The organism is Sulfitobacter sp. CW3 (assembly GCF_019392245.1).
Taxonomy (GTDB): domain Bacteria; phylum Pseudomonadota; class Alphaproteobacteria; order Rhodobacterales; family Rhodobacteraceae; genus Sulfitobacter.
In genome coordinates, this window is sequence record NZ_JAHXRL010000005.1 from 108,333 (window position 1) to 122,760 (window position 14,428).

General features: G+C 57.1%; 11 protein-coding genes. 3 read left to right on the top strand and 8 right to left on the bottom strand.

What is annotated here, in order from left to right:
- Positions 1–14: 14 nt before the first annotated feature.
- Positions 15–608, top strand: coding sequence for a gamma-glutamyl kinase (locus KZZ06_RS13065; RefSeq protein WP_219580564.1), 594 nt, complete (start codon positions 15–17; stop codon positions 606–608).
- On the opposite strand, the gene KZZ06_RS13070 is transcribed toward KZZ06_RS13065, so the two are convergent.
- The 8 genes from KZZ06_RS13070 to guaB form a co-directional block, all read right to left on the bottom strand.
- On the bottom strand, positions 609–2,777 hold the full coding sequence (locus tag KZZ06_RS13070; protein ID WP_219580739.1) for an ATP-binding protein: 2,169 nt from the start codon (positions 2,775–2,777) through the stop codon (positions 609–611).
- 229 nt (positions 2,778–3,006) lie between these two features.
- Positions 3,007–4,164: an RsmB/NOP family class I SAM-dependent RNA methyltransferase gene (locus tag KZZ06_RS13075; RefSeq protein WP_219580565.1), complete on the bottom strand. Its 1,158-nt coding sequence runs from the start codon at positions 4,162–4,164 to the stop codon at positions 3,007–3,009.
- 386 nt (positions 4,165–4,550) lie between these two features.
- Positions 4,551–5,066: a hypothetical protein gene (locus tag KZZ06_RS13080; protein ID WP_257884350.1), complete on the bottom strand. Its 516-nt coding sequence runs from the start codon at positions 5,064–5,066 to the stop codon at positions 4,551–4,553.
- 98 nt (positions 5,067–5,164) lie between these two features.
- The gene (locus KZZ06_RS13085; RefSeq protein WP_219580566.1) at positions 5,165–5,788 is read right to left on the bottom strand and encodes a hypothetical protein; all 624 of its coding nucleotides are present in this window, start codon (positions 5,786–5,788) and stop codon (positions 5,165–5,167) included.
- The gene (locus KZZ06_RS13090; protein ID WP_219580567.1) at positions 5,785–6,111 is read right to left on the bottom strand and encodes a YidH family protein; all 327 of its coding nucleotides are present in this window, start codon (positions 6,109–6,111) and stop codon (positions 5,785–5,787) included. Before KZZ06_RS13090 ends, KZZ06_RS13085 begins: the two co-directional genes overlap by 4 nt.
- Before the next feature lie 9 nt (positions 6,112–6,120).
- On the bottom strand, positions 6,121–8,718 hold the full coding sequence (gene mprF / locus KZZ06_RS13095; RefSeq protein ID WP_219580568.1) for a bifunctional lysylphosphatidylglycerol flippase/synthetase MprF: 2,598 nt from the start codon (positions 8,716–8,718) through the stop codon (positions 6,121–6,123).
- Positions 8,705–9,409 (bottom strand): DUF1003 domain-containing protein, encoded by a 705-nt coding sequence (locus KZZ06_RS13100; protein ID WP_219580569.1) that lies wholly within the window; start codon positions 9,407–9,409, stop codon positions 8,705–8,707. The genes mprF and KZZ06_RS13100 overlap by 14 nt, the downstream gene beginning before the upstream one ends.
- Positions 9,410–9,642: 233 nt before the next feature.
- Positions 9,643–11,091 carry an IMP dehydrogenase gene (gene guaB / locus KZZ06_RS13105; RefSeq protein ID WP_219580570.1) on the bottom strand — a complete coding sequence of 483 codons (1,449 nt, stop codon included), beginning with the start codon at positions 11,089–11,091 and terminating at the stop codon, positions 9,643–9,645.
- 148 nt (positions 11,092–11,239) lie between these two features.
- Here guaB and speB point away from each other — a divergent pair, with 148 nt between their 5' ends.
- Positions 11,240–12,196 (top strand): agmatinase, encoded by a 957-nt coding sequence (gene speB / locus KZZ06_RS13110; RefSeq protein WP_219580571.1) that lies wholly within the window; start codon positions 11,240–11,242, stop codon positions 12,194–12,196.
- A gap of 192 nt (positions 12,197–12,388) precedes the next feature.
- Entirely contained in the window at positions 12,389–14,428 is a 2,040-nt protein-coding gene (locus KZZ06_RS13115; RefSeq protein ID WP_219580572.1) for an ASKHA domain-containing protein, read from the top strand.

Consider the following 14,428-nt stretch of genomic DNA (forward strand, 5'->3'; position numbering starts at 1 on the left):
GGGAAATCGTCTATATGCTTGTTTTCTTTAAAGAACGGCTTGCTTTTTTGTCGGTCCCCAAGACAGGAACCACGGCCTACGAGACCGCGCTGGCCCCACGGGCGGACATGGTCATTTCTGAGCCGCCCATGCTGAAACATGCGCCCGTCTATCGATATAACCGATTCATCAGGCCGATGTTTTTGAAAGTTTGCGACGCAGAGATGGAGCTCATGGCGGTGATGCGCGAACCCATAAGCTGGCTCGGCAGTTGGTATCGCTACCGCCAACGACCGTTTATGCAAGGCAAACCAAATGCCACCTTTGATATCAGCTTTGATGAATTCATTTTGGCGTATATGAAAGGCAAAAAGCCCGGGTTCGCGGATGTCGGCAGTCAGCTGAATTTCATGGCAGGTCAACCCAACGGCACAAGCATTACCCATTATTTCAAATATGAAGATCAACCCAAGCTTCAGGCGTTTATATCTGATCGGTTAGGAGTAACCCTTGATCTTAAACGTGAAAATGTGTCGCCTCAGATGGAATTAACCTTGTCCCCTGACATAGAACAACGGTTTCGCCGCAAATTCCACGAGGAGTTTGCGCTGTACGATTCCATCCCGTGATCACCGCATCTGGCTGTGAACTGTATTCGTCAAATCGGTAAGCGAGAACGGCTTTGGCAAAAAGACGGAGTTCGGGATAGCGGTTTGTTCCGCACCGAAACTATCCTCTGCATAGCCTGATACGAACACAACGGGCACACCTGGTCGGTCTTTTAGCGCTTCTCGTACCCAGCTTGGCCCGTCCATGCCCGGCATGATGACATCTGTGACAAACACATCGATGTTCAATGTCTCATCCTCAAGGGTCTTCAACGCAACCTCGGCAGATTCGGCCTCAAGCACTGTATAGCCGCGCATGCGCAGTGCGCGGCTGGCAAAGGCCCGAACCGGGGCTTCGTCCTCCACCAGCAGAATGATTCCATCATCAAAATTCGTGGCCGCAGCCGTTGGCACAACAGTTTTATTGGGTGTCTGTGTCATAGTTCTAGATAACACAGGGAAATAAAGGGTAAAGACAGTTCCGACGCCGACTGTGCTGTCGATGAAGATAAAGCCCCCCGATTGCTTGATGATTCCATAGGCTGTTGAAAGCCCTAGCCCGGTCCCCTCGCCCGTGCGTTTTGTAGTGTAAAACGGTTCAAACACTTTCTGAAGTTTATCCCCAGGAATACCGGCACCTTCGTCAGCCACTTGCAAGGTCACATAATGACCAGGTGGGACCGTAACGCGGTCGCGGGAAAGCGGCTCGTGCAAGTGTAGACATTCGGTCGTGATCTTGATTTCCCCGCCGTCTCGCATCGCGTCGCGCGCATTTACGACTAGGTTCATAAGCACCTGTTCCAATTGCCTTTTGTCAGCGCGTATTGGTTTCAACACCGGATCGTGGCTTAGGGTCAGGGTCACCTTTTCACCCACAAGCCTGTTCAATAGATGTGTCAGATCTGCCAGCGTATCACGCAGGTCTAGCGTTTCAGGCCGCAGCGTCTGCTTGCGTGAAAACGCCAGTAACTGCCCCACCAATGCGGCCGCACGGTTGGTATTTTGGTTAATCTGAATCAGATCACTATAATCCGGATCGCCCTGATCATGGCGCAACAGTAAAAGGTCGCAATGCCCAGAAATCGCAGTAAGAAGATTGTTGAAATCATGCGCCACGCCGCCTGCTAACTGGCCAATCGCCTGCATTTTTTGGCTTTGTACAAACTGTGCCTCGAGGGTTTTCAATTGGGTGGCATCATTCAATACCGCGATCAATGCAGGTGCCCCCTGATCGGTCACAAGGCTCAACGTGACCTGTACAAAAGCCTCGCGATCATCCCGTTTTAAGCGCAAAAATTCGGATTTTTGCATCAGTTTGCCATCTAATGTTTCAGTCAGCCAATCATTGATCGAGCGTCCCAACCCCTCCATCAGCGTTGCCAAAAGCGCGTCAGGCCGCAGACCCGGACCAACCAGACTGGCCGCCATCTGATTGTACGACAACACTGCCCCATTTGGGGCGATCTTGATCAACGGGATCGGCAACTCTTGAAAACCACGCCATTCCGCGTCCTGCGACCGCGGCGCATGGGCGGCGAACAAATACAATGCCTTACGGCCCGCCCCCGCTTCGACTTCACCGACCAACATCGTCGCTTCGCCGTCAGCTGTCATCACTTCGGCCAGGTCACCATGGGCAACCGGCAATGTCTTGAACACCCGGTCCAGGGTTTTCACCCGGCTGCCGATGAGCGCACGGGACGCCTCGTTCATGAACAAAACCGCACCGGACCGGCCGACCATCATCATCGGCAAGGACTGTTCATAGTCACGCGAACGCCCCGCACCTTTTTCCTGAATAGCCTCAACCCGCCACAGAAACCCGTCAACGACCCGATGAACGGAAAGCCGCACATGACCAGACCGCGTCACAATGTCTTCGCGCGCGGCACCGGTTTTTTCGGCGCGATCTTGCAACCGGAAAACAATGGCCGCCGGGTTCGCGAATTGGCTGGATAGAAATGCGGTGACGGTCTTGGCAGGTTTAACCTTGCACAGTCCCGCAGCCGCTAAATTTTGCGCCGTCACGGATCCATCATCGGTGGCAAATATACTTGGGCTTGCATCATTGGTGATAAAATCAACAATTGCCTGCCGATCCTTGCCCCGCCGGTTCACCGAAATAACATCTGCAACGAGGCCAATAGCTGCGACGCATAAAAAGGCACCAGCGGCCGCCATGAAAACCATTGTAAGTGAATGATTTTGCGACACAACTGCCGCAATAGCGGCCACAATCGCAGCCAAAACAACGGTAAGCAACCGCTTGCGCCTAACTTGGGCAACGCTGTTCAGCTTTGACAAAAACGGCCCTCCCGACACATCGAACTTGCTATCGATCTACGTGCAGTAAGGTTAAGGTATGGTAAATTAGTTCGGCTCAACCCGAAAAACACGCATAGGTTGATAATGCGCGGTTCTAATTCCGCCTCAAGTGCGCAGTGAAAAAGCCGTCGCCGTCGTCGTTTGCGTCAAACCGTTTCTGAAAACCTAATGCCCAGTCGGGGTGACGCTCTAAAAACGCGTTAATGCGATCTTCATTTTCGCATGCCAGAACCGAGCATGTCGCATAAACCAAGCATCCGTTTTTGGCCGTCAACTCAATGGCAGCGTCCAAGATACTGTCCTGTAGCTGCGTTAACTCTTCCAAGCGGCTGGCAGAGAGTGTCCATTTCCCCTCGGGAGAGCGGCGCCACGCGCCGCTGCCTGAACACGGCGCGTCACATAGAACGACGTCAAACGGCGCATCGTTTTGCAGATCATCGGTTTCGATCTGACGAATGGAACATCCCGCCCGGGCGGCGCGGGCCGGCAAATCCTGCATGCGGCGCGGATCAATGTCATGTGCGGTGACTTGGGCCGCTGGATCGACAGCCAGCGCCAGTGATTTTCCACCACCGCCCGCACAGTAATCCAGAATGCGGCCAGCACGCGGCATGGCGACGACGACCGCTTGGCTAGACGCATCTTGAAGTTCAACAAAACCCTGCAAGTAGCTGTCCGAATTACGAATTTTACGCTCGCCGTCTGTCACCGTCAGCGCCGTCTCAGCAAGCGGGTTTGCACGCGTTTCAACACCCTGCTCGGCCAACGCGACTGCTGCGGCGCTTGGCGTGGTTTTGCCCGTATTGACCCGCAGCGTGATTGGCGCGCGTGCCTGAAGGGCAAACGCCACCGCTTTGGCACCGGTACCAAGCGATGCCTTGAACTGTGGCATAAGCCAGTCCGGCAAATTCCACAGCGTTTCGTCGTCTGCATCGGTTGACGGTTCTTGTTCTGCGTCGGTCAGAGGTTGGGGCGCGTGACCTACACCGTTGAAAAGACTATCAAGATCAGCCTCTTGTGCGCGCAAGATACCGATCATTAAGGCGCGCCCAGTCTCGCCGCCGCCTAGATGGATGGCGGTTTTGCGCTGGCGTAGCACGTCAAACACGTGATCCCGTATCGCCGCGCGATCCTTGGACCCCGCAAACCGATTGCCGCGGCCCCAACGTGTCAGGGCCTGCTCGGCCGGAAGACCGTCAGACATTGTGTTCAAAATTTCGATCGCCGCTGCGACGCGCGCGCCGGGGGTCATGTCGTTGCCACGTTTAGTTGTCCTTCAAATCAGTGCCTTATCAGACCTAGATCATCTCGCAGTTCGGCCTTTTGCGGATGATCTGCATATCATGCAGGTTCATACAAATAGACTGGTGCAGCCCTATTTCACCAGTGCAAACTGCCGAACTACGTTCGTAAAACAGGCTCTTTTCGCTGATCTACGCTCGTGTATGGCTGTATCGACGGCTGCCATTCATCGTCAAGGGCTTTTAAATTCCGACAGCTATACCACGTTTCCTGCGTTTGAATGTATCAGCCGCGAGCGAGGCGCACTGCGGCTTTTAACCACTTCGGTACGTCATCTGTTACGACCGTCGCCTGAACAGGGCCTCTTACTAAAACTCGTGCGTATAGCCAGACAACCTATCGGTTTTCGAGAAAATCATACGCCTCAAGAATGGTCGAGGTCAGCCCATCAAAAAAGCCCGGCACCGTAATATCTATCAGATCGACGGGTGCGTCCGGTTCATCGGAGATGATGTCGGTGCTTGGCTTTACCCCGAACAGAGGCCGCGAAATATCGAGCAATTCCCGATAGCTAGCGCCCTTTCCGTGTTTCAGCACATTGATCGCGAGGTAATATTGATGGACGCTATTGGCGAGGTCGGTTTTCTTGGCCTCCCTCAACAGCGCTTCCAATTTTCGCGAGAACGGGCCGCGCCGAAAGTGGTGCTGCATCCGCGCTTCAAAAAGAGAAAAGATGTCTACCGCCGCCAGTTCAAGTGCCACCGTCGCTGCGCGAAGGTCTTCGAGCTGGGCGTCGGATGCATTCTGTCCCTTCGCAAGTTTCTGAATTTCAGAAATGCGGTCTATGGACGTCTTTGCATTGGCCTTCGCCGTAGCGACCAGCTCAGGTACACTCTGTGAAGCTTCCATCATTCGTTCTCCTTTGGATGCACCTCCTTTACGCTATGCGGCCGGGAAAGATAGTGCTGGGGTGGGCTATTTTGGGCCATAACACCCGGATTATGCGGCGGTCACTGCCGGTCAATGCTGCTATTTCCCCCCGCGTGCAGGCGCTGAACCGGAAAGACGTGCTGGAGAGCAAACCCAAGCAACAGGCAGATCACATGCGCAGAGTCGGCAATGACCTCAAAGTTGAGCCAAACCTTGCCCGCCATAGCCAGCAAAACGGCCACCAGCAGCAGCCCCTTGCGGGGCCACCCCGCAAGAATGGCCCCAATCAACCCAAAGCCGCCCGCCGACATGCCAACGTCAAGCGTGTGTTGGGCGGCGGGATGACCAAGTGTGGGAATAGATGCGACAACGGGCACAACGCCGAACAGCACAATCAGCGTGCCAAGCATGTCGATCGTAAAGAAGGTCAGGACCGCGCGCAGCGTCGAGGTTTGCCATTCGAAATAGCCGATAACGGTTGCGGCAAACGCGAACTGGCGCAGGAACATGGCCAAATCATGCGACAGAAACGTCCCTGTCACCAGCCGCCCCATATCACCGTCGATCACAGTGCGGTGGCTGATACCCCACTGGGTCAGCGCGTTTGCGGGCAATGCGCCGTCCAGCGTGCCCGCCAGCCCGTTCGCAACCGTCATGACGACCAAAAACAAGCACGTGAACGGCACACGCCCCAGCCACATCATTGCGGTGTTACATGGATACCGAAAGCGGCGATCAGCCCGAAAAGGGATGCTATCAGCACCATCAGAAATGCATCTGTCGTCAGAGCGGTATCGTCGATCAATTCAGCCGCCGCGATGTTCTTGCGCACATGACGCATCCGCAGGAACGCGATCAAAACCACCAACGCGCCGGCACCAAGCATCAACATTTCGGACCAAGGCGTTACCTTTTCCTGTCCCAGACGTGCTGCGGCCAGCCCAAATCCGATTATTGCAACCACGGTACGTACCCATGCCAGAAAGGTCCGTTCATTGGCTGAATGGTCGCCATATCGTTCAATCATATATCCGCCCTACCCGATCAGACCTTTGATCCCGCCAGAGATCAACACATTGACTTCGTACAAGATTTTCGGTGCAGCAAGCCCGCCGGGGCTGGCCAGATAATTCGGCGTCCATGTGGGATCAAACTTTTGCTTGAACGACCGCAACCCCTCGAAATGGTAAAAATGTTCGCCGTGGTCATAAATGAATCCGCCGATGCGGTTCCACAGCGATGACAATTCACCGCTTTCGATGCCGGAAAACGGCGCCGCCCCAAGCGAAAACCAGTGGAAGCCTTGCGCAGCGCCCCACAACATCAGCGCGCCAAACAGGGCATCCATGGCAAACTTTGGCCCCTCGGGATCATACCGCATCAGATCAAGCGACAGTTCGTGCTTATGCGCCCCCTGGAACAAGTTTGCAAAGGCGACAATGCGCCCTGTCTCGGTATGGCGCAACACGGCGTGGTCAAAGTTCGCCAGATAGGCATCGTCGAAATATCCCAGCGAAAACGCCTTTTCATCGCCCTGTTTGGATGCCATCCAAGCGTTTGAAATACCGCGTAATTCCGCCAGAACGCCCGGCACCTCGGCCTTGGGAATGATCGCGAATTCATACCCCTCTCGGGCGGCTTTGTTATGGGCATAGCGAAAGTCTTTTTTGGCAGAACCGTCCAGCGAGAACCCTTGAAGGCTGACGCGCGCGACCTCTCCGATCTTGAGGATCGACAGGCCCAGATCCAGATAGGTCGCCAGATATCTTGGCGAGACCGCATAAAAGGCGCAGCGCTTGCCCGCCCGATCTGCCTGTTCGCGCAATTGCCAGATCAGCTTGCGACCGGCAGTTTCATCGCCGACAGGCTCGCCCCGCGTGATCAGCGACCCGCCCGTATCGCAATAGGCCAGATAGGCGCTGTTATCTTGCGCCACCAGAAACGCCTTGTCGCCCAGCAGGTCCAACTGCGCCTCGGTATCGTCACTTTGGGCGATCAACTGGCGCACGACATCGGGAATGGGTTGCTTTTGGGTCACCGCAGTATGCCGGTTAAGCAGCGAATTCAGCACGATCCCGACAAGGATCAACGCGACAACCACACTGGCCCGCAAGAAACGGGATGCATTCGCGTCAACAGCAAACTGCCACAACAGGGCGTCGCGGTATTCAACATGGCTATAGGCGAACAGGCCAATCCAGAAAATAGCCGCCAACAAGGCAAGGATACTGATGATCCAAACGCCATTCAGCCGGAACACAGAGGCCGTATTGGCCCGGTAAAACGCGGAGCGAAACGCCCCCAACAGGCCCAGCGTCAGGCCCATGCCCACGGCTTCTTCCCAGTCTAGTCCTTTAAAGATCGACGCGGCCATCCCGACCGCCATCAGCACCATGGCGATGGCCCAAGCGCGGTGCAGCTTGCGGTAAAGCCCGCGCGAGATAACGATCAGCAATAGGCCTGCCACACTGCCCGCAAGGTGTGATGCCTCGATGAACGACAGGGGCAGGATATCACGCAATACGCCCAAACGCGCGGCGTCCGATGGCAATGTACCCGAGATCAACAAAATGCTGCCTGCCAACAACGCAACACCCGACGCCGCAACCGGCACCAACGGGCGCACCAGCCGGTAGGCCCAGCCAGAGGTCTCCATAATCGCGGTGCGCTGCGTCAACGCCCAGGTCACCGCCAGAGCGATCACGGCCACAAGAAAGGGCATCACGGAATAGATCAGCCGGTAGACCAACAATGCCGCCAGCATATCGGAGCGACCGGATGCGCCCAATCCGGCGATCATCGTCGCCTCGAACACACCCAACCCGCCAGGGGAATGGCTGAGAATCCCAAGGCCGATCGCGATCATGTAGACCACAAAGAAGAAAACAAAGTTTTGCGACAGGTCAGCGGGGGCAAGGAAATACAACGTGGTGGCTGCGCCCATCAGATCGATGACAGCAACGCCCATCAGCGCCAGCGCCAGCTTGAGCCCCGGCAAGGGCACGCTGAAACCGCCAACCCGCATGCTGCGCGGCGCACGCGCAAGCCAAACCAGCAACGCCACAAGGGCTGCGATAACACATAGGCCAATCAGGGTTTCCATACGCCCTGACAGTGGCAACACCGCAGAAAGCCCCGCAGGATGCGCCAGCATCAAGACCCCCAGAACCAAGGTCAGGCCCAGCCAGAAAGCGACCCAAGACGTGGCGATAATCCCCCCGACACGCCCCAGATCAACACCAAGCGACGCATAGATGCGATAGCGCACGGCCGTCCCTGTCAGATAGGAAAAGCCAAGCAGATTGGACACCGCGGTCCCTGCCCCGCCTGCAAAAGCGGCCACACGGTCGGGCACCTGGCCCTTTGCAACGCTGCGCACGGCGAAAACATCATAGAAAGACAGCCCGCAAAAGCTGACCACTGTGGCGCAGATGGCCAACAGGATCGACCGCCAACTGCTGGCTGCCAGATCCGTTTTCACATCGCTCCACCGGACCTTGGCCGACAGATCATGCAAGACAAACAAGGTGATACCGACAATCAGCAGCGGCAGCACGATCTTTACCGCGGGATGGGCCAGCAATTGTGATATGCGCCCGGATGCGGCGTGTTCTGCCGGATCAGCGTTTGTCATCCATCCGCTCCTGTAGGATTTCGATTTGGATTTGCTGCATTTCGGCCAGCTTTTCCCATTGCTGCGCCAGTTGGTGATCCATCTTTTCGTGCAGCTGTCTGATCTCAAGCTCGGCCTTCAGGTTCACACGGTAATCATTCTCCGCCCGCGCCCGGTCTTTGGTTTCCTGACGGCGCTGGCTCATCATGATGACAGGTGCCTGAAGCGCGGCAAGGCTGGACAGCAACAGGTTCAGCAGGATGAAGGGATAAGGATCGAATGGCCGCGTGGTAAACCACACCGCGTTAACCGTCATCCAGACCGTCAAAATACCGGCAAAGATCAGGATAAACGTCCAGCTTCCCCCAAACGATGCAACCCGATCCGCCGCCCGTTCGCCAAAGGTGCCGCGCATCCCGTCACCGTCGATCATGTTTTGCGACAGGATTTGGCCGGTTTGCAGGCTCTCGATCACCTGCCTGTCCAGCTCGCCCAGCTCACCACGCTCGCGTTCGAGCAGGCGTTCGACATAGGCACCACGGTAGACCGTCAGATCATCCCGGCAAATCGATTTCCCCGGACCCCAATCGGGATGATCCCGCGTGATCAGTTCGGACACGCCCGGCCGGACAGACACCCAAGGGCGCATCTTGGCGGGGCCCAGTTTCCGGTGGCAGATCAGGCAGGGTTCAGTGGTGTTTTTGTCGCTCATAGCTTGATCTTATCCGCCACGGCGCAAGACTCAAACAACAACGACACAGCGGCGCTGAGAAAATTCACGCCCCTCAATGACACCAAGAACCGGTTTGGCGGTGCCACTCATTGCAGCGGGATGATGATACCTAGGATGAGGGCACGCACCGCTGACCCGCCGACGCTGGGAATAAGAAAAAGGGCCGGCGGTTTTCACGCGCTGGCCCTTCAAAACATCAACAAATTATGGCGTTACCCGATCCGGTAGTTCGGGGACTCGCGCGTGATTTGAACGTCATGCACGTGGCTTTCTTTCAGACCTGCGCCAGTGATCTTAACGAATGAGCAGTTCTTGCGCATTTCATCAACTGTCGCACAGCCGGTATAGCCCATTGCCGCACGCAAACCGCCGACCATTTGGTGGACCACAGCCGCCGCAGATCCTTTGTAGGCAACTTGGCCCTCGATCCCTTCGGGCACCAGTTTGTCGCTGGCCGCATCTTTCTGGAAATACCGATCAGCAGAGCCGCTGGCCATCGCGCCAAGCGACCCCATGCCGCGATAGCTTTTGAAGCTACGGCCTTGATAAAGAATGACATCACCGGGGGATTCGTCCGTCCCGGCGATCATCGATCCGACCATGGCACAAGACGCGCCGGCCGCGATGGCCTTGGCAAAATCGCCCGAGAATTTGATGCCGCCATCAGCGATCACAGGAACATCGCCCGCCGCTTTTGCGCAATCCATGATCGCCGTCAGCTGTGGAACGCCAACACCAGCAACCATCCGCGTGGTGCAGATTGAGCCCGGCCCAATGCCGACCTTGACCGCATCCGCACCCGCACCGATCAAGGCGCGCGTCGCTTCGCCCGTGGCCACGTTACCAGCCACGACTTGTACTTCGTTACTCAGCTTTTTGGCACGTTCGACCGCAATGGCAACGCCTTCGGAATGCCCGTGCGCCGTGTCGATAACGATCATATCCACGCCCGCATCCACCAGCGCCTGTGACCGTTCAAATCCGGCATCGCCCGTGGTGGTCGCAGCCGCCACGCGCAAACGACCCAAGTCATCCTTGCAGGCCGTGGGGTTCAAAACGGCCTGTTCGGTGTCTTTGAGGGTCAGCAGACCCGTCAGCTTGCCTTGATTGTCGGTGACCAGCAGTTTTTCGATCCGGCGCGCTTTCATCAGGCTGATCGCCTCTTCGCGGTCGGCGGGTTCGTGCAGAATGGCCAGTTTGTCCACGGTCATCATCAGATGCACCGGCGTGTCATCGGCTGTGGCAAAGCGCATATCACGGTTGGTCACAATGCCCACGACCCGGCCCATTTCATCCACCACAGGGAAACCTGTGACGTTATAGCGTTCCTGCAATGCCTTAGCGTCTGCAAGGGTCTGGTTGGCGCGCAAAGTGATCGGATTATAGACGATCCCGCTTTCAAAGCGTTTGACGCGGCGGACTTCTTTGGCTTGTTCGGCGATGGTCAGGTTGCGGTGAACCACGCCCATTCCGCCCGCTTGGGCCATGGCTATGGCCATGCGCCCTTCGGTCACCGTGTCCATCGCCGAGCTAAGCAGCGGGATGTTCAAAGCAATCGATTTGGTCACATGGGTGCGTGTGTCAGCCGTAGAAGGCAACACGCTTGATGCCGCTGGCACCAGTAGTACATCATCAAAGGTCAGAGCCTCACGAATCTCCATTTTGCACCTCGGCTTGCATGGGTTCATTTGGCGGTTTCCTATTTCATGGATTGCACCGATTGGAAAGGGCCATTTGCCGCGCAGCCCCATTGCAGAAACGCATAGCTCGGTCAAAGCTGCGGTGAACAGGTATTACGGGAGCATTACGATGGCCAATCACGGATACGAGGGCGGCAGACTGGATCTGCCCTTTGTGGGCATTTCGACCTTTGGAAAACGGCCCTATCAGCCCGATTGGACAGCACTGGATGCCGATGTCGCGATCTTGGGCGCGCCGTTTGATGCAGGTACACAATGGCGGGCGGGCGCGCGGTTTGGCCCGCGCGGGGTGCGCGAGGCGTCGACCCTGTTCAGCTTTGGCCATGCGGGGGCCTATGACCACGAAGATGATGCAGTGTACCTGCCGGGTGACGTCAATATCGTCGATATCGGGGATGCGGACATCGTCCATACCGATACCAAACAAAGCCACGCCAATATTGAAACGGGCGTGCGCGCGATACTGGATGCCGGTGCCCTGCCCGTCGTGATTGGCGGCGATCATTCGATCAACATCCCTTGTATCCGGGCGTTTGACGGACAAGGCGATATTCATATTTTGCAGATCGATGCGCATCTGGATTTTGTCGATGAACGCCACGGTGTGCGTCATGGCCACGGCAACCCCATGCGTCGCGCGGCCGAACAGGACTATGTCACCGGGTTGACGCAGGTCGGCATCCGCAACGTCAGTTCCACCGCGCGCGAAGGCTATGACGATGCCCGCGCCATGGGGTCTGATATCATATCGGTTCGGCAGGCCCGCAAAATGGGAACCATGGGCGTGTTGGCCCATGTCCCCGAGGGTGCGCGCCTGTATGTCACGATCGACATTGATGCGTTTTGCCCGTCAATTGCCCCCGGCACCGGCACGCCATCACATGGCGGGTTCTTTTACTACGAAGTGTTGGAATTGTTGCAGGCCGCCGCCAAACGGCATGAGATCGTGGGAATTGATCTGGTCGAGGTAGCACCGGATTATGATCCGACCGGATCGACCAGCATTCTGGCCGCACAGTTGTTGTTGAACTTCTTGGGCTTCATCTTTCATGCGCGCGGTGCGTGAGGTTGACGCCTTGGGGCGCTGCCCGTCGCGCCAAAGGCGCGCCACGAATAAGGGGCGACCCTTTGGGTCGAACCCCGGGATATTTAAAAGCCAGAGAAGCGAGGGCGCGGATGCGGCATTTTGCGACGTATCTTGGCTTTCGTCCGGCGCAGCCTTCGCTATGTTGCGGCAAAGGTTTTGAGGACTGATTTGATGAGCAACGATCCACTGGTGGTATTCACGCCTTCGGGCAAGCGCGGGCATTTTCCAAAAGGCACCCCCATTCTGACGGCGGCGCGTCAGTTGGGCGTGGATTTGGATTCGGTCTGTGGCGGGCGTGGCATTTGTTCGAAATGCCAAGTGTCGCCGGGATATGGCCAGTTTTCCAAGCTTGGTGTGACGGTCCAAGAGGACGCGCTGAGCGAATGGAACAGCGTCGAGCAGCGCTATAAAGACAAGCGCGGCCTGATCGACGGGCGGCGGTTGGGTTGTCAGGCGCAGGTGATAGGTGACGTTGTGATTGACGTGCCCGCCGAAAGCCAGGTGCACAAGCAGGTGGTACGCAAGCGGGCCGAGGCGCGCGACATTGTGTTGAACCCGTCAACCAAGCTGTTTTACGTCGAGGTGCAGGAACCTGACATGCATGACCCCTCGGGCGATCTGGAACGGCTGTGTGCCGCGCTAAAGGATCAATGGGAGCTTGAGAACGTCAAAGCGGATTTGCAGATATTGCAGGTGATGCAAAAGATTTTGCGCAAAGGCGGCTGGAAGGTCACCGTGGCGGTGCATTTGGGCGATGACGAGAACCCGCCGCGGATCATGCATCTGTGGCCGGGGTTCTACGAGGGTACCGTCTATGGGTTGGCTGTCGATCTGGGGTCCACCACCATCGCGGCGCATCTGTGCGATTTGCAAACCGGAGAGGTCGTGGCGTCGTCAGGCGTAATGAATCCGCAGATCCGCTTTGGCGAAGACCTGATGAGCCGGGTCAGCTATTCCATGATGAACGAGGGCGGCGCAGACGAGATGACCCGCGCGGTGCGCGCCGGCATGAACACCCTGTTTGACGAAATTTGCGCCGAGGGTGCCGTCGACAAGGGCTTGATCGTGGATGCGGTTTTTGTCTGCAACCCCGTCATGCACCACCTGTTTTTGGGGATCGACCCGTTCGAGCTGGGGCAAGCCCCGTTCGCCTTGGCCACCTCTAACGCGCTGCGCATGCGCGCGGTCGAGCTGGACCTGACCATTCACCCCTCGGCGCGGATCTATTTCCTGCCTTGTATTGCGGGTCACGTGGGGGCCGATGCCGCCGCCGTTGCCCTGTCAGAGGCACCGGATAAGTCCGACGATCTGGTTTTGGTCGTCGATGTAGGCACCAACGCTGAAATCCTGCTGGGCAACCGTGAAAAGGTGCTCGCTTGTTCGTCGCCCACCGGTCCCGCATTCGAGGGCGCGCAGATCAGCAGTGGCCAACGTGCCGCCCCCGGTGCGATTGAACGGGTCGAGATTGACCCAGTGACCAAGATCGCACGTTTCAAGGTTATCGGCAGTGATCTGTGGTCTGATGACCCCGGTTTCGAGGCCGAGATTGGCGCAAGCGGTGTGACCGGCATTTGCGGGTCCGGCATTATCGAAATGGTCGCCGAGATGCGCATTCACGGCATCGTCGACGCCCCCGGCCTGATCGGCACCGCCGAGCAAACCGGATCGCCCATGGTTTTTGCCGACGGGCGCACGAATTCCTATCTGGTCTATGACGGTACGGCCCATGGCGGCCCCAAGATCACCGTGACCAACCGCGATATCCGTGAAATCCAGATGGCCAAGGCCGCGCTTTATTCCGGTGCGCGGCTGCTGATGGATAAATTCGGCGTCGACAAGGTGGATCGCGTCGTTCTGGCCGGTGCCTTTGGTGCACATATCAGCACCAAGCACGCGATGGTGTTGGGTATGATCCCCGATGCCCCGCTGGACAAGGTCACATCGGCCGGGAACGCCGCAGGCACCGGCGCGCGCATTGCCCTGCTGAACAGTGCCAGCCGTGCCGAAATCGAAGAAACCGTGCACAATATCCACAAGATCGAGACCGCGATCGAGCCACGCTTTCAAGAGCATTTCGTAAACGCCTCGGCCATCCCAAATGCCGTTGAACCTTTCCCGATCCTGAATAGTATTGTCACCCTTCCAACCGCGACCTTTAACACAGGTGGTGGCGATGGTGCGGGCGGCGGGCGTCGCCGTCGGCGCGGTTAA